This is a genomic window from Terrabacter sp. R4-6 (assembly GCF_057529065.1).
Genome location: NZ_CP197224.1, coordinates 4,220,830 through 4,241,346, shown reverse-complemented (window position 1 = coordinate 4,241,346; position 20,517 = coordinate 4,220,830). Strand labels below are relative to the sequence as shown.

Below are 20,517 nucleotides of genomic sequence, written 5' to 3'. Positions count from 1 at the left end.
ACGGGCGGTGCGTGGTGTGGGTGGTGCGGCTCGTTCCGAGCCTGTAGCCCTCAAACCTTAAACGTAGACATAAAGGTTACAGTTTGGTCACGAACCAGTGCCCTGACGGTATGACGAGGCACAGGGTCGATCAACCCACGGCGCGGCGTGTCGTCGCGGGGATTGCCCCAATTCCGAGGGCCGCGCCCCAAGGGCCACACCAGCACCACCGGACACTCGGGTCCCGACCGCCGGGATCACCCTCCCACGGCCGGACTGCGGCCCCGTGGCCGGGTCCCCGCGTCGGACGGCCGGCACCACGTGGGCGTCAGCGGGTCACCGGCGACGACGGGACGCTGACGTCGATCGTCGAACCCGGTTCTGGCAGAAGGATCTTCACGAGGTCGGCCTTGCGCTTGCCGTGATCGGCGCCACCCCAGACGACCGTCTTGCGCTTCTCGCCCTTGGCCTTGACCGTGAAGGAGACCTGGTCCGCCGTCGACACCGACACTCCGGAGACCTCGGCGCGCAGGGTGGGGTCGAGCGACCCCAGCGCCGCCAGCGCCGCCTCGACCCCGGCCTTCGTGACCTGCGACGCCCCGGAGCTGACGAGCGGCACGCCGGCGGGGGCGCGGTCGACGGTGCGGAAGGCGACCCCGTCGCGGTCCACGACGTCCACCTCACCCTGAGGGTTGCGGACCGCGAGCACGGCGACCCGGGGGGTCACGGTGATGACGACGGTGTCGGGCAGCCCTCGGCCCACCGTGACCGCGCTCCATGCCTTGCCGGCGAGCAGCCGCTGGGTGACGGCGTCGGTGTCGACGCGCATGAGGGGCCCGCCGAGCGGCACCCGGGCGACGGCGCGCACCTGTGCCGAGGCGGCCGCGCTCACACCGTGGACCTCGATCCGCGACGCCGTGAGCGCGTTGCTGAACCAGCCGACCCACACGAGCAGGCCGGCGAGCAGCACCACGCCCGCGAGCACCCCGGCGACGAGGCGGGGCCGTCGACGGGCGGCTGCCGCGCGTCGCTCGAAGCGCGTGCGCGACGAGGCGAGGCCGGTGCCCGCGACGCGACGACGGGCGGTGCCGTGCTCGAGCATCATGGCGTCCCTCCCCCGAGGATCCGCAGCACCTCCGGGCCGATCATGGTGACGTCGCCCGCGCCCACGGTGAGCACGAGGTCCCCGGGACGGGCGAGGGCGGCGACCCGACCGGCGACCTCCGACCACGAGGGCACGTAGTGGACCTCGACCTCGGGGCGGGCGGCGGTCACCGCATCGGCGACGAGGCGGCCGGAGACCCCGGGCACGGGATCCTCGCGTGCGGCGTAGACGTCCATGAGCACCACGACGTCCGCCGGCGACAGGCCGGCGCCGAGCTCGGCGGCGAAGTCGCGCGTGCGGCTGTAGAGGTGCGGCTGGAACACGACGACGAGCCGGCCGCTGTCACCGACGAGGGCCTTGGCGGTCTCGACGACCGCCGCGACCTTGCCCGCGTTGTGGGCGTAGTCGTCGACGACGACGACTCCTCCGGCCTCCCCCTTCGGCTCGAAACGGCGACGCGTGCCCGTGAAGGACGCCAGCCCGGACAGGACCTGCTCCGGTGCCTGACCGAGGCCGTGGACGGCGGCGGCGTACGCGGCCGCCGCGTTGAGGGCGTTGTGGCGCCCCGGCACGCCGAGGGTCATGCGTCGCTCGGTGCCCTCGTCGAGGAGGGTGACGGAGGACGTGACGCCGTCCTGCTGGTGGTCGGCGAGGACGACGTCGGACGACGGGTCGAAGCCGTACGTGACGACACGCGTCCCCGCCGCGCGGGCACGCTCCGCGAGCGCCACCGCCCCGGCGTCGTCGTCGCACGTGACGAGCAGGCCTCCGGGACGGATCGTGCCGACGAACGCGTCGTAGGCCGCCTGGACAACATTGAAGTTCGAGTAGAAGTCGAGGTGATCCGGCTGCACGTTCGTGACGATCGCGACCTCGGGACGGTAGACGACGAACGAGCCGTCGCTCTCGTCGGCCTCGACGACGAAGATGTCGTCGGAGCCGTCGTGGGCGTTGGTGCCGTGCTTGGCCAGCTCACCGCCGACGGCGAACGACGGGTCGAGTCCGCAGCCCTGCAGCGCCACCGTCAGCATCGAGGTCGTCGTCGTCTTGCCGTTGGCGCCGGCCACGGCGACCGGTCGGCGACCCTGCATGAGCGCAGCGAGCCCCTGGGCGCGGTGCAGCACGGGCACGCCCCGCTCCCGGGCGGCGACGAGCTCGACGTTGTCGTCACGGATCGAGGAGCTCATGACGATGGCGTCCGCGCGCTCCTGGTGCCCCTCGTGGAAGCCCACCCAGACGCCGGCGCCCTCGCTCTCGAGAGCCTTGAGGACGGGCACGTCCTTGGCGTCGCTGCCCGTGACGCGGATGCCGCGCGCGAGCATGATGCGGGCGACCCCCGACATGCCGGCCCCGCCGATGGCGAGGAAGTGCACACGACCGAGCTCGTCGGCACCGGGCACGGGAGCCCGGAAGTCGAAGCGCGCCGCCGCGAACGGGTCGTCGACGGTGGGGGTGCGCGGGGTCTGGGTCACGTGCGGTTCCTGCCTTCTGCGGCCTGGTCGACCAGGTCGGCGAGCTTCTCGTCGGCGGCGGGTTCGCCCAGCGTCCGGGCGGCCGCCGCCATCCGCGACACCCTCTGGCGGTCGGTCGCGAGCCCGACCAGCACCGCGTCGACCCACGCCGGGCTCAGGTCGGCGTCGTCGACGAGCAGGCCGCCACCGGCGGCGACGACGTCGGCGGCGTTGACGCGCTGCTCGCCGTTGCCGACGGGTAGCGGGACGTAGACGGCCGGCAGGCCGACGGCCGTCAGCTCGCACACCGTGTTGGCACCGGAGCGTGCGACGACGAGGTCGGCGGCGGCATACGCCAGCTCCATCCGGTCGGCGTACGGCACCACGACGTAGGGGGCACCACCGGAGGTGGGCTCGGGGACGAACTCCTTGCCCAGGCCCGTCACGTGCAGCACCTGCACTCCCGCGCTGCTCAGCTCGGTCACGCGCGCCCGGAAGGCGTCGTTGAGGCGCTGCGCGCCGAGGGATCCTCCGGTGACGAGGACGGTGGGCCACTGTGGCTGGAGCCCGAAGTGCTCGAGGGCCTCGGCACGGACGGCAGCGCGGTCGAGCGTCGCGACCTCTCGGCGCAGCGGCATGCCGATGCGCTGCGCGTGCGGCAGCGAGGTGACCGAGAAGGTCGTCGCCACGGCGCTCGCCCAGCGGGCGCCGAGACGGTTGGCCAGACCCGCACGGGCGTTCTGCTCGTGGACGACGATGGGGACGTGACGGCGCCGCGCGGCGAGGTAGGCCGGGGTGCTGACGTAGCCGCCGAAGCCGACGACGACCTCGGCGCCCGTCTCGTCGATGGCGGCACCGGCGGCGTCGACAGCCGCCTTGAGCCGGCCGGGGAGGCGGAGCAGGTCGACGCTCGGGCGACGCGGCAGCGGCACCTTGGGCACGACCCGCAGGTCGTAGCCGCGCGCGGGGACGAGGCGCGCCTCGAGCCCCTCCTGCGTGCCGAGCGCCGTGACCTGCAGATCGGGGTGGCGCCGACGGAGCGCGTCCGCGAGGGCCAGCAGCGGCGACACGTGGCCGGCACTGCCTCCCCCGGCGAGCAGGACGGAGGTGGGCGAGGACAGGGGGATCACCGGCTTCTGCGACGTTGCGGGACGGACCGCACGCGGGACGGGAGCACCGCGAGCGACCGACGGACGAGACTCGGGCGCGCGTCGAGCAGGGCCTTGCAGCCCGGCTCGTTGCGCGCGAAGGACAGCAGGATGCCGAGGGCGAGCAGGGTCGTCACGAGGGAGGACCCGCCGGCCGAGACGAGCGGGAGCGGGACCCCGATGACGGGGAAGAGCCCGATGACGGCCCCGATGTTGATGATGGCCTGGCCGAGGAGCCACGCCATGATGCCGAAGCCGGCGATGCGCACGAACCGGTCCTGGGTGCGGCTCACGAGCCGGAAGCAGGCCCACGCGAGGATGCCGAAGAGGAGCAGCACCATGAGCGTGCCCGGCAGCCCCAGCTCCTCGCCGATGATCGCGAAGATGAAGTCGTTGTGGGCCTCGGAGAGCCACTCCCACTTCTCCTTGGACGCGCCCAGGCCGACGCCCCACCACCCGCCGTCGGCGAGGGCGTAGAGACCGTGGACGGACTGGCCGCACCAGCCGTCGGGGTCGGCGTTGCACGAGGGGCTGAGCCAGTTCGCGATGCGGCTCGTGCGGTTGTTGCTGCCGGTCACCATGACCACGACCCCGAGGGCGGCGAAGCCACCCGCGATGGCGAAGACGCGCTTCGGCGCGCCCGCCACGAGCAGGACCGCGGCGACGATGACGAGCACGACCATCGCCGTGCCGAGGTCGTGCCCGGCGAGGATGAGCCCGATGACGATCGTGGCGATGGGCACGAGGTAGGGCAGCACGACGTGGAGCATGCTCGCCATGCGCGACGACTTGTTGGCGAAGATCACGGCACCGACGAGCACGAGACCGACCTTGGCGAACTCGGCCGGCTGGAACTGGATCGGCCCGATCGCGAGCCAGTTGCGGTTGCCGTTGACGGTCTTGCCGAACGGGATGACGGCCGCGAGCAGCAGCACCGACACGATCATCGTCGGGAAGGCGAGGCGCTTCCACGAGGCCACCGCGACCCGGCTCGCCGCTCCGGCCGCGGCGGCGCCGATGACGGCGAAGAGCAGCTGGCGCAGGAAGACGGTGTAGGAGGCCTCGTCGGCGAGCAGCTGCTCGACGCTCGAGGCCGAGAAGACCATGATCAGCCCGAAGACGACGAGCGTCGACGTGGCGCCGAGGATGAGGTAGTACGTCGTCAGCGGCGACTCGAGCTTGCCGATGACGGGCAGCGACCGGTGGCCCGTGTCCACAGCGGCGCCGTTGGCGCCCGGGGCGCCCGACTTCTCGTCAGCGGTGGTCGCGCTCACTCCAGCCCCCCGTGTGCCTCGAGGTGCCGCCGGACCGCCTCCTCGAAGGCGTCGCCGCGGGCTCCGTAGTTGGTGAACATGTCCATCGACGCCGCGGCCGGCGCGAGCAGCACGACGTCGCCCGGCTGGGCGAGGCGGGCAGCCTCCCTGACGACACGGTCCATGACCCCAGTGTCGGTGTCGGACACGTCGACCACCGGGACATCCGGCGCGTGTCGGGAAAGGGCCTGGGCGATCTGGTCGCGGTCGGCACCGATGAGCACGACGCCCCGAAGCCGGGACGCCATCTCCTCGACGAGGCTGTCGACGTCGGCTCCCTTGAGCAGGCCGCCCGCCACCCAGACGACGGAGTCGAACGAGCGGATCGCCGCGGCGGCGGCGTGCGGGTTGGTGGCCTTGGAGTCGTTGACGAAGCGGACGCCCTTGACGGTCGCGAGCTCGGCGATGCGGTGCCGGTCGGGACGGAAGGCCCGCAGACCGTCGCGCACGGCGATGGGTCCGACGCCGTAGGCCCGGGCCAGCGCGGCGGCCGCCAGGGCGTTCGCGACGTAGTGCGGTGCCACCGAGGGAGCGTCACCCCGCAGGTCGGCGATCGTGCACAGCTCGGCCGCCGAGCGCTGGCGCTGCTCGACGAACGCGCGGTCGGCGAGCACGTCCTCGACGACGCCGACCATCGACGGGGCCGGGATGCCCGTCGTGAAGCCGATGGCGCGGCACCCCTCGACGACGTTGGCCTCCATGACGAGCTGCTCGGTCTGGATGTCGGCCACGTTGTAGATGCACGCGAGGTGGGTGTTCTCGTAGATCTTGCCCTTGGCCCGGAGGTACTCGGCGTAGCTGCCGTGCCAGTCGATGTGGTCGGGCGCGACGTTGAGCACGGCGGACGCGACGGCCGAGACCGACCGCTGCCAGTGCAGCTGGAAGCTCGAGAGCTCGACGGCCAGCACGTCGTAGGGCTCGGGGTGGAGCACGGCCTCGAGCAGGGGGGTGCCGACGTTGCCCGCGGACGTGGCGCGCAGGCCGGCCGCGCGGAGGATCGAGGCGAGCATGTTGACCGTCGTCGTCTTGCCGTTGGTGCCGGTGACCGTGAGCCACGGGGCGGCGCCCTCCTGGGCGCGCATGCGCCAGGCGAGCTCGACCTCCCCCCACACGGGTATGCCGGCCGTGGCCGCCGCGAGCATGAGCGGGTCGTGCGGGGGCACCCCGGGCGAGGTGACGACGAGCTCGGTGCCTGCCGGCGGCTCGACGACGTGCTCGGGGCCGAGGCGGACGTCGACGTCGAGGATCTCGAGGATCGTCGCGCGCTCGCGGATCGCCTCGGTCTCGTCGCGGGAGACCGCCGTGACGCGGGCGCCGCGGTCGGCGAGGGCGTCGGCCGCGGCGAAGCCGGAGACCCCGAGACCGACGACGAGGACGTTGATGCCCGACCAGTCGGCGTCGCGGTGGGTCAGCCCCTCGCGGGGCTCGTAGAGCGGGTCGAAGCTCACTGGGACCCCACCACCCACTCGGCGTAGAAGACGCCGAGGCCGAAGGCGACGAAGAGCCCGGCGATGATCCAGAAGCGGACCACGACCGTCACCTCGTTCCACCCGACCATCTCGAAGTGGTGGTGCAGCGGCGCCATCCTCAGCACCCGTTTACCGGTGGTCTTGAACGACGCCACCTGGGCGACCACCGACAGCGTCTCGAGGACGAACATGCCGCCGAGGATGATGAGGAGCAGCTCGGTGTGGGTCGTGATGGCGAGACCGGCGAGCGCGCCACCGAGGGCGAGGGAGCCCGTGTCGCCCATGAAGATCTTGGCGGGCGTCGCGTTCCACCAGAGGAACCCGAAGCAGGCGCCCATGCCCGCGGCGGCGACGAGCGCGAGGTCGTGCGAGTCGCGCACCTCGTAGCACTTGATGCCCGGGTTGGTCTGGCAGTTCTGGTTGAAGGTCCAGATGCTGATGAGGACGTAGGCGCCGAAGACCATCGTCGAGACGCCCGTCGCGAGGCCGTCGAGGCCGTCGGTGAGGTTCACGCCGTTGGACGCGCCCGCGATCATGACGTTCGCGAAGATGACGAAGAGGATGACCCCGACGACGGTGCTGCCACCCAGCGCGAGGCTGATGTTCGTGTCGCGGACGAACGACACGAGCAGGGACGCAGGCGTGCGGTACTGCTCGTTGGGGAACTGCAGCGCGAGCCCGGCGAAGGTGACGCCGACGAGGGCCTGCCCCAGCAGCTTCTGCTTCGACCGGAGGCCGAGGCTGCGTTGCTTCGTGATCTTGATGAAGTCGTCGAGGAAGCCGACGAAGCCGAGCCCGGCCATGAGGAAGAGCACGAGCAGGCCGCTGGCCGTCGGCGGGTTGAACGTCAGCAGGTGTGCCAGGAAGTAGGCACCGAGCGTCGCCGCGAGGATGACGGCACCACCCATGGTCGGCGTGCCGCGCTTCGTGTGGTGCGACGTCGGGCCGTCGTCGCGGATGAACTGGCCGTAGCCGCGCTTGACGAGGAACTTGATGAACAGCGGGGTGCCGAACAACGAGATGAGCAGCGAGATCGATGCTGCGAGAAGGACGCCCTTCACCGCGAGACCGCCTCTCCGGAGGTCGTGGGGACGGGTGTGGTGGTGCGCGCGCCACCCTCGGAGGCGAGGCGGTCGCCGAGCCAGCGCAGTCCGCTGTCGCGGCTCGACTTGAGCAGGACGACGTCGCCGGCCCGCACGCGGGCGGCGAGCAGGTCGTGCGCTGCGTCGGTGTCGGGCACCCACTCCGAGCCCGGGACGGCATCGGCGAGCGGGCGGGCGCCCTCGCCGACGGCCACGACGTGGTCGAAACCGCGCGACACGGCATACGAGCCGACGGCCGCGTGATCGGCGTCGCTGTCGGGACCGAGCTCGAGCATGCCGCCGAGGACGGCCCACCGCTCCCCCGTCGCGTGCATCGCGGCGACGGCGTCGAGCGCGGCCCGCATGGAGTCGGGGTTGGCGTTGTAGGCGTCGTTGACGACGACCACGCCGTCGGGCCGGTCGGTGATCTCCATCCGCCAGCGGCTCACGGCCTCGGCGGCGCCGAGCCCGGCCACGACCTGGTCGAGCGACAGCCCGAGCTCCAACGCAGCGGCGGCAACGGCGAGAGAGTTGCCGACGTGGTGGGCACCGCTCTGGCGCAAGGAGACCCGGGCCGAGCCCTGCGGGCACACGAGGGTGTATGCCGCCCTCCCGCGCTCGTCGAGGCTGACGTCCTCTGCCCGGACGTCCGCCTCGGGCGAGAGCCCGACGAGCTGGACCCGCGACGCGAGACCGGTGGCCATGGCGGCGACGACGGGGTCGTCCGCGTTGAGGATCGACAGCCCCTCGGCGGGGACGGCCCTCGGCAGCTCGGCCTTGGCGCGGGCGATGTTCTCGCGCGACCCGAACTCGCCGATGTGCGCGGTGCCGACGTTGAGCACGATCGCGACCTGGGGCGGTGCGATGCGGGTGAGGTAGTCGATGTGTCCGATGCCCCGGGCGCCCATCTCGGCGACGAGGAAGCGGGTGGACGGGGTGACGCGGCACACCGTGAGCGGCACGCCGATCTCACCGTTGAGGGAGTTGACCGGTGCGACCGTCTCGGCCACCGACGACAGGACGGAGGCGAGGAGGTCCTTGACGCTGGTCTTGCCCGACGAGCCGGTGACGCCCACGACCCGCAGCTCCGGCGCGCGGTCGACGACGCCGCGGGCGAGCCGGCCGAAGGCCGTCTGGACGTCGTCGACGACGACGCACGGCACGCCCTCGACCGGACGCGAGGTGAGGGCGGCGACGGCTCCGGCCGAGACGGCGGCCGCGACGAAGTCGTGGCCGTCGGCGGTCTCGCCGAGCCGTGCGACGTAGAGGCTGCCCGGGCCGCACTCGCGGGAGTCGGTGCTCACCGGGCCGTCGACGACGACCGCCTCAGGCGTGTCGGTGCCGTGGACGGAACCGCCGGTGAGATCGCGAACCTCGCTGAGGGACAAGGCGATCACGACGTCACCCCCGACGAGGTCACGGCTGCGAGGGCGGCGCGCACGGCGTCGCGGTCGTCGAACGGGTGCTTCACTCCGTGGATCTCCTGACCCTTCTCGTGTCCCTTGCCGAGCACCACGACGGTGTCGACAGGGCGGTCCTCCCCCGTGTCGACCACCGCGAGCGCGATGGCCTCGGCGATCGCGCTGGAACGCGCGCCGCCGTCGATGATCTCGGACGCCCGCGCCGACCCGGCACCGACCTCCTCGCGAGCCCCGGCGATGACGGCCGAACGGATCTCGGCGGGGTCCTCGGAGCGCGGGTTGTCGTCCGTGACGACGACGACGTCGGCGCGGCGGGCTGCGGCAGCGCCCATCGCCGGTCGCTTGCCACGGTCACGGTCGCCCCCCGCGCCGAGGACGGCGATGAGCCGTCCCTCGGTCGAGGCACGCAGCGCGGCGAGGGCCGCGTCGACGGCGTCGGGAGTGTGGGCGAAGTCGACGACGCAGCGCGGACCCTCGGGGCCGCCGGCCGCCACGACCTCCATGCGGCCCGGGACGTCCGGTGCCACGGACATGGCGGCCTCGACCTCGGTCGGCGAGAGGCCGATCCGCAGGAGCGCGAGCGCGGCGAGGGCGGTGTTGGCGACGTTGAAGTGGCCGGGCAGGTGCGAGACGAGGCGCAGAGCACGGCCCGACGACCGCTCCCGCAGGGTGAACGCGCCACCGTCGCCCTCCTCGGCGACCCAGTCGGCGTCGCGGCCGCCCTCGGTGGTCGTCGCGAGGGTCGTCACCGGGACGGTGGTCTCGGTCGCGAGGCGTCGGCCCCAGGCGTCGTCGACGCACACGACCGCGGCGCGGGAGCGCAGCGGCGTGAAGAGGGAGGCCTTGGCCGCGAAGTAGTCGTCCATCGAGGCGTGGAAGTCGAGGTGGTCCTGCGAGAGGTTGGTGAAGAGTGCGACGTCGTAGACGACGCCATCGACCCGGTGCAGCTCGAGGGCGTGGCTCGACACCTCCATGATGCAGGCGTCGATGCCCCGCTCGGCCATGAGTCCCAGGAGGGCGTGCAGGTCGGTCGCCTCGGGCGTCGTGCGCACCGACTCGACGCGCTCGTCACCGATACGCGTCTCGACGGTGCCGATGAGCCCCGTGCGCTGGCCGTGCGCCCGCAGCGCCGACTCGACGAGGTAGGCCGTCGTCGTCTTGCCGTTGGTGCCCGTGACACCGAGCATCGTCAGCGACTCCGAAGGCCGGCCGTAGACCTGCGCCGCGACGTCGCCGAGGACGCCCCGAGGGTCCTGCGTCACGATGACGGGCACCGGGAGGTCGGCCAGCTCGGCGAGGCCGGCCGTGTCGGTGAGGACGGCGACGGCTCCGGCGGCCACGGCGTCGGCGACGAAGCGCGCGCCGTGCACGTTGAAGCCGGGCAGGGCCGCATACAGGTCGCCCGGGAGCACGGCTCGGCTGTCGAGCGTGACCCCTGTCACGACGGCGTCGACGCCGGCTTCGGAGGCCACCTCGGCCCGGATCCGGGTCGTCAGGTCGCGGAGGTGCACACCCGACGTGGCGGGTCGAAGGGGGGAAGGTGACACGTCATCCCAACTTACAGGCCATCCCGCTTCGCCCGCGCATTGCTGATGACCTCGGGGTCGTCGGACGACAGGGGCTTGTCGGCCCAGACGTGGTAGTCGAGGGTCGACTTGGGGCTGGGCGGTGCGCCGGTGCGCTCGAGCAGGTAGGACATCACCTGGTTGAAGACGGGTCCGGCGAGCGCGCCACCGAACATGCCGGCGCTGGGCTTCTGGATGAAGACGGCGACGACGTACTTCGGCGCCTCGGCCGGGGCGAAACCGATGAACGAGGCGGTGAAGCCGTTGTAGCGCCCCAGCTTCTCGTCGTAGCGGTCGGCCGTGCCGGTCTTGCCGGCGACGCGGTAGCCCTTGATGCGGGCCGCGCTCGCGGTGCCGTTCTCGCCCGTGACCTCCTCCATCATCCGCGACAGCTTCACCGCGGTGTCCTCGGTCACGACCCGGCTCGGCGTCGTCGGCGTCGACGGGATGAGGGTGCCGCTCTCGTTGACGGTGCCCTCGACGAGCGACGGCGGCACGCGGACACCCTTGTTGGCGATGGTCTGGAAGACGCCGGCCTGCTGGATCGCCGTCACGGCGTAGCCCTGGCCGAAAAGGATGGTGTAGCGGCGCGTCGAGACCCAGTCCTTGGCGCCGGCGAGCAGACCCGCCGACTCCCCGGGGAAGCCGACGGGAGTCTTGGAGCCGATGCCGAACTTGCGGTAGTACGCCTCCATGATGGCCGGCGAGACCCGCTCGCCGATGAGCATGGTCCCCATGTTGGACGACTTGGCGAGCACGCCGGTGGCCGTCATGTTCTCGACCCCGTGCGGCTCGTTGTCCTTGAACGACGTGCCGGCCCGAGGCAGGCGCGACGGCACGATGACGCCGGTGTCGGGGGTGATGACGCCCTGCTCGAGGGCGGCCGCCATCGTCATGAGCTTGCCGGTCGAGCCGGGCTCGAACGCGTCGTTGAAGGCGTAGTTGCCGAGCGAGGCCTTCGTGGCGTCGCCGAGGTCGTTGGGGTCGAACGTCGGGTAGCTCGCGGCGGCCCGCACCTTGCCCGTGGCCACCTCGATGACGACAGCGGTGCCGGACTCGGCCCCCACGCCGGTCACCTGCTTGGCGAGGGCGTTCTGGGCGTACCACTGGAGGTCGGCGTCGATCGTCAGCTTGACGTCGCGCCCGTTGGCGACGGGTGTGTCGACGCGCTGCGAGCCGGGGATGATGTAGCCGTCGCGGGCCCGCTCGGCGACGCTGACGCCGGGGGTGCCCTTGAGCGCCATGTCGAGCATCTGCTCGACGCCGCCGGCACCGCTCTGGTCCGAGGGGCGCACGAAGCCGACGAGCTGACCCAGGGCCATGGAGGTCGGGTAGATCCTCTGGGCCGTGCGCTCACCGGTGATGCCGGGGATGCCCAGCGCCCGGATCTCACGGTAGATCGCGGGGTTGACCTCCTTCTTCACCACGACGTAGCGCGTGTTGGAGCGCGTGAAGAGCTTCGTCAGCGCCGACGGCGTCATGTCGAGCAGGGGCGCGAGGTCGGCGGCGGCCCGGGTGACCCCGACCTCCTGCCGCACCCCGTCGATCTTGACGGTGTAGCCCGGGATGATCTTCGGGTCGGCGGCGATGGTGAACCGCTCGACCGAGTCGGCGAGGACCTGCCCGTTCGTGTCGAGGATCTGGCCGCGCATGGCCGGCGTCGTCGTCTTGACCGACCGCTTGAAGAGCGCGGCCTCCTGGGTGGCCGAGGCGTCGAAGGCCTGGATGCGCAGCAGCTGCCCGGCGAAGATCGTGAAGACGAAGAGGATGGCGACGAAGATGACGCGCGCCCGACGACGCGGGTTGGCGCGCGAGATCTTGAGCGGGCGACGGGGCCCGCGCGGACCCCGCGGACCTCGTGGACCTCGTGGTCCGCGTGCCGCAGCGGCCCGCTGCTGGGCCGGCCCGCGATCGCGGCTCGGCGCCGCCTGGGTCCGGGGAGCGTTCGTACGCGTGGTGGCTCGTGCGCTGCCGCCCGACGTGCCGCTGCGGCTGCGGGCCGGCGCGGCGCCCCGACCCGCCGGGGTCGCGCGCGCCGACGAGCTCGCGCGTGCGCCGGCGGCCGCGCCCGACTTCTGGCCGGACTTCGGGCTGGGCTTCTGGCCGGGCTTCGGGCTGGGCCTCTGACCCGTGGAACGCGCGGGAGCGCCCTGCCGGACGGCGGCCGGCTGACCGGACCGAGTCGGGGTGGCTCGACCCTGGCTCGTGCGCGCCTGGCCCACGCGGGTCGTACCCGTCGCGGAGGAGGCGCGACGGTTGTCCGCTGCGGGCGCAGGACCGCGACCGGTCCGTCGTGGATCGGTCGCTCGGTTCTGCGTCACGGGATCACCTCACCGTCGTCTGCTGGGCCTGCCCTGCCTGGCCCGCCGCGTTCCCGCCCGTGGCCCGGCCGGACGCTCCGGGCGTCGTGCCCAGTGTGGGCGCTGCGGGGGCCTCCGGCTCGGCACCCGGCGTCGTCGGCGTGGCGGCCTGGGCCGGCTTGGCGGAGGCCGCCTTGCTGGCCTTCGTCGCCGAGGACAGGACCTTCTTGACCTTGGCCGTCACCGCGGGAGGCGTCGGGCTCGTGACGATCGGGAAGGCGTTGTTCTTCGTCGCGGGCTCGGGCTCACCCGACACCGTGCCCGTGGAGAGGTCGATGTAGCCGCGGGTGTTCATCCGCACCATGCCGATCTCGGCGGCGCTGCGGGCGAGGGCGCCCGTGGCCGAGGCACGGTCGATGTCCTCCTGGAGGTTGCCGGCCGTGTCGCTGAGGCGCGCCGACTCGCGCTGGAGGTCGCCGAGCGCGAGCGATCCCTGCGCGAGGGCCGTGTTGAGCAGGAGCAGGGCGATGAGCCCGGCGGTGAGCAGGCCGATGCAGATCGTGGCGAAGGCGCCGTTGCCGGTGCGCGTGATGCTGCTCGGGATGACCCGGAGGGGCGTGGGGGCTGGGCCGCGTCGCGGCGCGCGGAGCGGCCGGGCCGTGGCGGTCATCTGGCTCATCGGGTGGGTCCCTTCCTGGTCCTGCTGGCTGAGGTGTGCGTGGAGGTGTCGCGCACGCGCTCTGCGACGCGAAGTCGGGCCGAGGCGGCCCGTGGGTTCGTGGTGACCTCGTCGTCCCCGGGCGCCTCGGCGCCGCGGGTGACGAGCGAGAGGTAGGCCGCGTGCTCGGCGAGCTCGACCGGCAGCCCTGCGGGGGTGCTCGAGGTGGCGCCCGCGGCGAAGGCCCGCTTCGTCGCGCGGTCCTCGAGCGAGTGGTAGGACAGGACCGCGATCCGGCCGCCGACGGCGAGGACGTCGATCGCCTCGTCGATGGCGCGGCGCCAGACCTCGAGCTCGTCGTTGACCTCGATCCGCAATGCCTGGAAGGTGCGCTTGGCCGGGTGGCCGCTCTGGCGCTGCGAGGCCGCCGGGATGACGCGTCGCAGCATGTCGACGAGACGACCGGACGAGGTGTACGGCTCGACGGCGCGGTCCTGCACGACGGCCCGGGCGATCTTGCGCGCGTAGCGCTCCTCGCCGTAGTCGCGCAGGATGCGGGTGAGGTCCTCGACGGAGTAGGTGTTGAGCACGTCGGCGGCGGTCATGCCCGTGGACTGGTCCATCCGCATGTCGAGCGGCGCGTCGACCCGGTAGGCGAAGCCACGGTCGGCCTCGTCGAGCTGGAGCGAGCTGACGCCGAGGTCGAAGAGGATGCCGTCGACGGCCGGCACGTCGAGGTCGGCGACGACGTCCTTGATGTCGTCGTACACGGCGTGGACCGGACGGAAGCGGTCACCGAACCGGGCGAGCCGCTCCCCCGCGAGGGCGAGCGCCTCACGGTCGCGGTCGATCCCGACGACGACGCACTCCGGGAAGCGCTCGAGCACGCCCTCCGCGTGGCCGCCCATGCCGAGCGTGCCGTCGACGTGCACGGCGCCGGGACGCTCCAGGGCGGGCGTGAGCAGCTCGAGGATCCGGTCGCGCATGACGGGGACGTGACGCTCCTGCGCCTGTCCTCGATCGCTCATGGTGCGTCCCTCTCACGCTCGTGCTGCTGGGCCCGTTGTGGTGCGCCTGTGGTGCACGGGGCTTGTGTGACTCGTGTGACCTGATGGCGGATAGGCATCCGCCTTGGCTGGTGGTGGTGGTGGTGGCCGGTCGGCCGCAGTGGCAGCGATCAGGTGGAGGGAGCTGATCGGGTGCCGGGGGGTGTGGTCGTGTGGTGCCGGTCTGCTGGTGCCCGTCGACCTGGGGGCTGGTCCCCATCCGCTGCCTCGCCCGGGACGGGGGAAGTCGTCCCGGGAGTGGAGCGGCTGGAGGCCGGCGCTCAGGTGCTGGCGGTGGTGTCGGGTGGTCCGGGTGGCTGGTCTCGCCGGCGGGTCTCGTGGCGGTGTCGGTGGAGGTGGTCGTCCGGACTCAGAAGAGCCCGGGGATCACCTCCTCCGCCGTGTCGGCGAAGCTCTGCTCGGTCTGCTCGAGGTAGGCGTTCCACACCGCGCTGTCCCAGACCTCGAGGCGGGCGCCCGCGCCGATGACCGTGACCTCGCGGTCGAGGCCGGCGTACTGGCGCAGGTTGGCCGGGATGGTGAACCGGCCCTGCTTGTCGGGGATCTCGTCGGACGCACCGGAGAGGAAGACGCGCATGTAGTCGCGGGCGACCTTGCTCGTCGTGGGGGCCTGGCGCATCTGCTCGGCGACCTTGACGAACTCGTCCATCGGGTAGATGAACAGGCTGCGTTCCTGGCCGCGCGTGACGACGAGCCCGCCGGCCATCCGCTCGCGGTACTTCGCGGGCAGGAAGAGCCGGCCCTTCTCGTCGAGCCGGGGCGTGTGCGTCCCGAGAAACATGGTCCGCCACCTCCCCTTTGTCGACCCGAAGGCGTCCCCATTCCTTACCTTGGAGCCCCACGATACTCCACTTTGCTCCACCGTCAACGAACCTTGCCCTTTCTGGGAGCGGCGAGTCCCGTGTTTTCGCAGGTCAGCAGGGGTGGAGCGAAGTGGAGGGGTTGGGGCGCCGCCGCGCGACGGAGGCCCATGCGACGGTCACGGTGACGCCCGACCAGGGCGGACGGCATACGGCCACGAGCCTCGGCTCGTGCTCAGCGGCGGCCACGGCGTCACGTCGAACCGCTCGGACCCGCACGGAACCGAACCGAACGGCCACCCCGGACGTTGGAGGTGGAGGAAAGTGGAGGTGGTCCCGGGAGCGCTCCCGGGAGCGTCCACCACGAGCCCTCGGGCAAGGTCTCCATCCGGTCACGACCGGAGCAGCCCTACCGGTGTCGAGGGTCCATGGGAGAAGATCACCTGACGGGTCGCGCAGCCCGCCACGAGCAGTGCTGCGCCACGACATGGGGACGACGACGGAGGACAGTGTGACGACGACGGACACGGGGCTCGGGACCACGGCATCACCGGGCTCGGGGACGGGCTCGACCGCGAGCCCCACCACGGGCGCGGCCGACCTCGGCCTCATCCATGACGTGGCAGAGCGCCTCATGGGCGCCATGACGAGCGTCATCGAGGGCAAGCCGGACGTCGTCCGCACGACCGTGACCGTCCTCTTCGCCGGCGGTCACCTGCTCATCGAGGACGTCCCCGGCGTCGGCAAGACGATGCTCGCCAAGACCCTGGCGCGCTCGATCGACGCCACGGTGCGCCGCATCCAGTTCACGCCCGACCTGCTGCCGAGCGACGTCACGGGCGTCAGCATCTTCAACCAGGACGCCCGGCGCTTCGAGTTCCGACCCGGCGCCATCTTCGCCAACGTCGTCGTCGGCGACGAGATCAACCGCGCCTCCCCGAAGACGCAGTCGGCCCTGCTCGAGTCGATGGAGGAGCGCCAGGTCACGGTCGACGGGACGACGTACACCCTGCAGGCCCCGTTTATCGTCATGGCCACCCAGAACCCCATCGAGATGGAGGGCACCTACCCCCTCCCCGAGGCCCAGCGCGACCGCTTCATGGCCCGCATCTCGATGGGCTACCCCGCACCCAGCGCCGAGCTCGACCTGCTCGAGACGCACGGCTCGAGCTCACCGCTCGACGCCCTGACACCGGTGACCGACGCCGAGACGATCAACCGCGTCGTGCACGCCGTCAGCCAGGTCCACGCGAGCCCTGCGATCCGCCAGTACATCGTCGACCTCGTGACCCGATCCCGGTCGACGACCGCGCTGCGGCTCGGCGCGTCGCCGCGTGCCGCCCTGCACCTGCTGCGCGCGTCCCGGGCCTTCGCCGCGCTCGAGGGGCGTGACCACGTGATCCCCGACGACGTGCAGGTGCTGGCCGGACCGGTCCTCGCCCACCGGCTCATGCCGTCGAGCGAGACCCAGCTCGCCCGCCGCACCACCGCCGAGGTGGTCACCGACCTGCTGCGCCAGGTGCCGGTGCCGCCCGCAGCCCGCTGAGCGGGGGCGCGCGCCCATGCGCTCGCTGCGCAGCGTCCTGACGACGAGGGGCCGGGCCTTCACGGGCTCGGGTGCCGTCCTCGTCCTCGCCGGGGTCATCTTCGGCTTCCGCGACCTCACCCGGTTCGGGGTGCTCCTCGTCGCGCTCCCCCTCATCTCCGCCGTGCTCGTGCGCACCCGCAAGACGCGCATGCGCATCGAGCGGCACACCCACCCCGAGCGCATCAGCGTCGGGCAGGACGCACACGTCACGCTCTCGTTCGAGAACGTCTCGACGAACACCACGCCGATCTTCCTCGCCGAGGAGCGGCTCGACTACGTCCTCGGCGACCGGCCGCGCTTCGTCGTGGGCCGGATCCCCCCCGGCCGCGTCCGCGCCATCGACTACGCCGTCCGCTCCCACCTGCGCGGACGCCACCACCTCGGGCCGCTCGGCGTCCAGGTGCAGGACCCGTTCGGTCTCGCCAACCGCAACGCCGTGCTCGAGGGCACGGCCGACCTCGTCGTGCTGCCGGCGGTGCACCCGCTGTCGTCGAACCGGCAGCCGAGCGCGGGCGTCGGCTCCGAGGGCGAGCAGGCCCACCTCATCGCCCTGCACGGAGAGGACGACGTCACGATCCGCGAGTACCGCGACGGCGACGACCTGCGCCGCATCCACTGGCCCGCGACCGCGCGCACCGGCGATCTCATGGTGCGCCAGGAGGACCGTCCGGCGCAGCGTCGCGCCGTCGTCCTCATCGACCCGCGGCCCTCGGCACACGGGGGGACGGGCGTGAGCAGCTCGTTCGAGTGGGCGATCACCGCGGCCGCCTCCATCGCTGTGCACCTGTGCGACTCGGGGTACGCCGTCCACCTCGTCTGCGCCGAGACGGTCGAGACGTCTCGCGCGGCCGAGACGATGACGCCCGAGGAGATCCTCGACGTGCTCGCCGTGGCGACACCGCGCGACGACACCGGCGAGGACGAGATCCTGCGCGCCGGACAGGCGCTCGCCGCGGCCGGAGGCTTCCTCGTCGCCATCGTCGGGCCGTCGGGACGCGACATCACCTCCCGCGTGGCGAGCCTCCGCCAGCCGGGCACGACGGGCCTCGCGCTCGTCCTCGATGCCCGAAGCTTCGGCACGACCGATGCCGACGAGGCCGAGCCGCACGTCGACACGCTGCGCCTCGCCGGGTGGCGAGCCGTGTCCGTCCAGCGCGACGAGGACGTCGCGCACGTCTGGGCCGTGCTGACGGCCGCCACCGTGGGAGGCAGCCGATGACCCGCCGTCGCTGGAGGATCACCGTCCTCGCCGCGCTCGCGACCCTGGCTGCGGTCTACCCGATCACGAGCCTCTTCGTCGAGACGACGTGGCTGCCGCAGGCGGCGTTCGTCATCGCCCTCGTCGCCGGACTCGGCCTCGTCGGCCGCGGACTCACCCGCTCGCGCGGCCTCGTCGTGCTCCTCCAGGTGCTCGTCACGGCCTACGTCATCCTCGCCCGCTACACCGGCGAGACGTTCACCCTGCTCGTGCCGACCCCGGCGACGCTCGAGGCCGCCAACACCCTCGGGCTGCAGGCGCTCGAGACGATCAACCGCTACTCGGCGCCCGCGCCACTCAACGACGGCATCACGTTCTGCCTCGTCGTCGCCGTCGCCCTCGTGGCCATCGCCGTCGACGCGATGGCGGCCACGTGGCGCAGCCCCGCGGCCGCGGGACTGCCACTGCTGACGGCATACCTCATCACGGCGGCCAACGGCGACGCGGCCCTCGCGCTGCGCTACTTCGTCGTGCCCGTCGTGCTGTGGCTCGTCATGCTGCACACGACCGCCCGAGCCCAGTTCGGCCGCTGGGGCACCGCCAGCGCGGCCGACCACAGCGAGATCGACGAGGCCGCGCACGACCGTGACGCCCTGCGCTCGTTCACGGCAGGGGCGCTCAAGCTCGGGGCCGTCGGTGTCGTCGTCGCGCTCGTCGTGCCGGCCGTCATCCCGCACTTCCCTCCGCGCTACCTCACCGAGGGGCTCGGCCGCTCGGGCGGCGGCGGCGGCGAGGGGTCCGTGGGGTTCAACGACACGCTGGACCTCTCGCGCAGCCTCAACAACCAGGACCAGTCGCCCGTCCTCACCTACACGACGACCGCCTTCACGCGGTCTCCCCTGCGGGTGCTCGCGACGTCGTACTACTCCCGCGGGCAGTGGAGCGTCGCCGGCGCCACCGGCGACCGTCCCGACAGCCCGGCGCCCCTCCCGCCTCCGGACAAGCGGCGTGACTACGAGATCACCGTCACGGACAACACGCTCGCCGCTCCCCGTGTCGCCGCGCCCTACCCCGTCGTCGCCGTCGCGATGGAGGGCACGCCGTGGAGCATCGACCCCGTCACGCGCGACGTCCGCGTCGACCGTGCCGTGAGCAGCTACCGCGTGACCTACTCCGACCTCGCCCCGTCACCGCCGCAGCTGCGGGAGTCGGGAGCGCCGGACTCTCCCGACATCACCGACGACGACCTCACCATCCCCGACCGCTCACGTGACCTCATCCAGCAGTGGTCCGACGAGGTCACCCGCGGCGAGGACAACCCCCTCGACAGGGCCATCGCGATCCAGAACCACCTGCGCGACACCAGCCGCTACACGTACTCGCTCGACCTCGGCGAGCAGCTGCGCGACAGCCAGGGGCGCCTGCTCGAGCCGATCCAGAACTTCTACCAGACCCGGCGCGGCTACTGCGTGCAGTTCGCGACGGCGATGATCATGCTCGCTCGGGCCCAGGGCATCCCCGCCCGCATGGCGATCGGCTTCCTGCCGGGACAGCTCTCGGGCGAGCGCTACATCGTCCGCGCCAGCGACGCCCACGCGTGGCCCGAGCTCTACTTCCAGGGATACGGCTGGCTGCGCTTCGAGCCGACCCCGGGTGCCCGCGCGGGCTCACCGCCGCCGTATGCCGTCCTCGGCGCGGACGGCGGGGCGACCGGTGGTGGCCGCGAGGTCAGCGAGACGAACACCGCGAGCGGCGGATCCACCGCCACGCCCTCGACCACGACGGCCACGAACGCACCCGTGCAGCCCGAGACGTCGTTCCTCGACTCGGTCGGGCAGGCGTTCACGCTGCGCAACGTCGTGCTCGCCCTCGCGGTGCTCGTCGGGCTGCTGGCCGCCTTCGCGATGCCCATCACGGCGTGGCTGCTGCGGCTGCGCCGCCGACGCGCAGCCGTGACCCAGCAGGACCTCATCGAGGCGGAGTGGGACGACCTCACCTCGCACTTCGGTGACCTCGGGCTCAGTGCGCCCGAGGGCGTCACCCTGCGCCAGCTGCGCGAGCGCTACGTCGCCGACGGGCACCTCGACGAGGAGAACGCCACCGCCATGCGACGGGTCACGGCCACCCTCGAGAAGTCCCGCTACGACCTGCCCGAGCGCACGACCCCGCAGGAGGCCTTCCGGCTGCACGACGACATCCGGTCGATCCGGCGTCAGGTCGGCCGCACCCGGGCCTGGCAGACCCGGGCACGGTCCTTCTTCTGGCCCGAGGCGGGCGTGTCGTTCTGGCGCTCGCTCCCGGACCGCCTGCTCCCTCGGCGCCGCTGACCCCGGCACACGGCAGCCTGCCGAGCACGGACGCGAAGGAGCCCAC

Annotated in this window: 15 protein-coding genes; 3 read left to right on the top strand and 12 right to left on the bottom strand. The window is 72.4% G+C overall.

The genetic code is table 11. The features are described from left to right. Positions 1 to 307 precede the first annotated feature (307 nt). The 12 genes from ACSSS0_RS19595 to mraZ form a co-directional block, all read right to left on the bottom strand. Positions 308 to 1,084 carry a cell division protein FtsQ/DivIB gene (locus tag ACSSS0_RS19595; protein ID WP_487229304.1) on the bottom strand — a complete coding sequence of 259 codons (777 nt, stop codon included), beginning with the start codon at positions 1,082 to 1,084 and terminating at the stop codon, positions 308 to 310. Next, positions 1,081 to 2,556, bottom strand: a complete 1,476-nt coding sequence (gene murC, locus ACSSS0_RS19590) for a UDP-N-acetylmuramate--L-alanine ligase (RefSeq protein ID WP_487229303.1) — start codon at positions 2,554 to 2,556, stop codon at positions 1,081 to 1,083. The genes ACSSS0_RS19595 and murC overlap by 4 nt, the downstream gene beginning before the upstream one ends. Then, positions 2,553 to 3,665 (bottom strand): undecaprenyldiphospho-muramoylpentapeptide beta-N-acetylglucosaminyltransferase, encoded by a 1,113-nt coding sequence (gene murG, locus ACSSS0_RS19585; RefSeq protein WP_487229302.1) that lies wholly within the window; start codon positions 3,663 to 3,665, stop codon positions 2,553 to 2,555. Before murG ends, murC begins: the two co-directional genes overlap by 4 nt. Further along, on the bottom strand, positions 3,662 to 4,957 hold the full coding sequence (gene ftsW, locus ACSSS0_RS19580; RefSeq protein ID WP_487229301.1) for a putative lipid II flippase FtsW: 1,296 nt from the start codon (positions 4,955 to 4,957) through the stop codon (positions 3,662 to 3,664). The genes murG and ftsW overlap by 4 nt, the downstream gene beginning before the upstream one ends. Further along, the gene (gene murD, locus ACSSS0_RS19575) at positions 4,954 to 6,444 is read right to left on the bottom strand and encodes a UDP-N-acetylmuramoyl-L-alanine--D-glutamate ligase (RefSeq protein ID WP_435986336.1); all 1,491 of its coding nucleotides are present in this window, start codon (positions 6,442 to 6,444) and stop codon (positions 4,954 to 4,956) included. The genes ftsW and murD overlap by 4 nt, the downstream gene beginning before the upstream one ends. Further along, positions 6,441 to 7,526, bottom strand: coding sequence for a phospho-N-acetylmuramoyl-pentapeptide-transferase (gene mraY / locus ACSSS0_RS19570; RefSeq protein WP_435986337.1), 1,086 nt, complete (start codon positions 7,524 to 7,526; stop codon positions 6,441 to 6,443). Before mraY ends, murD begins: the two co-directional genes overlap by 4 nt. Then, complete coding sequence (locus ACSSS0_RS19565) at positions 7,523 to 8,944, bottom strand: UDP-N-acetylmuramoyl-tripeptide--D-alanyl-D-alanine ligase (RefSeq protein WP_487229300.1); 1,422 nt, start codon at positions 8,942 to 8,944, stop codon at positions 7,523 to 7,525. The genes mraY and ACSSS0_RS19565 overlap by 4 nt, the downstream gene beginning before the upstream one ends. Continuing rightward, on the bottom strand, positions 8,941 to 10,515 hold the full coding sequence (locus ACSSS0_RS19560; RefSeq protein WP_487229299.1) for a UDP-N-acetylmuramoyl-L-alanyl-D-glutamate--2,6-diaminopimelate ligase: 1,575 nt from the start codon (positions 10,513 to 10,515) through the stop codon (positions 8,941 to 8,943). The genes ACSSS0_RS19565 and ACSSS0_RS19560 overlap by 4 nt, the downstream gene beginning before the upstream one ends. Before the next feature lie 11 nt (positions 10,516 to 10,526). After that, complete coding sequence (locus tag ACSSS0_RS19555; protein ID WP_487229298.1) at positions 10,527 to 12,854, bottom strand: peptidoglycan D,D-transpeptidase FtsI family protein; 2,328 nt, start codon at positions 12,852 to 12,854, stop codon at positions 10,527 to 10,529. Between the two features lie 4 nt (positions 12,855 to 12,858). Then, positions 12,859 to 13,512 carry a cell division protein FtsL gene (gene ftsL, locus ACSSS0_RS19550; protein ID WP_487229297.1) on the bottom strand — a complete coding sequence of 218 codons (654 nt, stop codon included), beginning with the start codon at positions 13,510 to 13,512 and terminating at the stop codon, positions 12,859 to 12,861. Next, complete coding sequence (gene rsmH / locus ACSSS0_RS19545) at positions 13,509 to 14,519, bottom strand: 16S rRNA (cytosine(1402)-N(4))-methyltransferase RsmH (RefSeq protein ID WP_435986343.1); 1,011 nt, start codon at positions 14,517 to 14,519, stop codon at positions 13,509 to 13,511. Before rsmH ends, ftsL begins: the two co-directional genes overlap by 4 nt. 388 nt (positions 14,520 to 14,907) lie before the next feature. After that, a complete protein-coding gene (gene mraZ, locus ACSSS0_RS19540; protein WP_435986344.1) occupies positions 14,908 to 15,339 on the bottom strand; it encodes a division/cell wall cluster transcriptional repressor MraZ in 432 nt (143 codons plus the stop codon). A gap of 506 nt (positions 15,340 to 15,845) precedes the next feature. Here mraZ and ACSSS0_RS19535 point away from each other — a divergent pair. From ACSSS0_RS19535 to ACSSS0_RS19525, 3 genes are read left to right on the top strand one after another with little or no spacing between them, the layout of a single operon-like run. Then, positions 15,846 to 16,904: an AAA family ATPase gene (locus tag ACSSS0_RS19535; RefSeq protein ID WP_435986345.1), complete on the top strand. Its 1,059-nt coding sequence runs from the start codon at positions 15,846 to 15,848 to the stop codon at positions 16,902 to 16,904. A gap of 16 nt (positions 16,905 to 16,920) precedes the next feature. Further along, a complete protein-coding gene (locus ACSSS0_RS19530) occupies positions 16,921 to 18,165 on the top strand; it encodes a DUF58 domain-containing protein (RefSeq protein ID WP_487229296.1) in 1,245 nt (414 codons plus the stop codon). After that, a complete protein-coding gene (locus ACSSS0_RS19525; RefSeq protein WP_487229295.1) occupies positions 18,162 to 20,471 on the top strand; it encodes a transglutaminase TgpA family protein in 2,310 nt (769 codons plus the stop codon). Before ACSSS0_RS19530 ends, ACSSS0_RS19525 begins: the two co-directional genes overlap by 4 nt. Positions 20,472 to 20,517: the final 46 nt, after the last annotated feature.

Coding starts and splice junctions, on each gene's coding strand:
- ACSSS0_RS19595 (WP_487229304.1), bottom strand. CDS start 1,084: ATGATGCTCGAGCACGGCACCGCCCGTCGTCGCGTCGCGGGCACCGGC.
- ftsL (WP_487229297.1), bottom strand. CDS start 13,512: ATGAGCCAGATGACCGCCACGGCCCGGCCGCTCCGCGCGCCGCGACGC.
- rsmH (WP_435986343.1), bottom strand. CDS start 14,519: ATGAGCGATCGAGGACAGGCGCAGGAGCGTCACGTCCCCGTCATGCGC.
- mraZ (WP_435986344.1), bottom strand. CDS start 15,339: ATGTTTCTCGGGACGCACACGCCCCGGCTCGACGAGAAGGGCCGGCTC.
- ACSSS0_RS19535 (WP_435986345.1), top strand. CDS start 15,846: ATGGGGACGACGACGGAGGACAGTGTGACGACGACGGACACGGGGCTC.
- ACSSS0_RS19530 (WP_487229296.1), top strand. CDS start 16,921: ATGCGCTCGCTGCGCAGCGTCCTGACGACGAGGGGCCGGGCCTTCACG.
- ACSSS0_RS19525 (WP_487229295.1), top strand. CDS start 18,162: ATGACCCGCCGTCGCTGGAGGATCACCGTCCTCGCCGCGCTCGCGACC.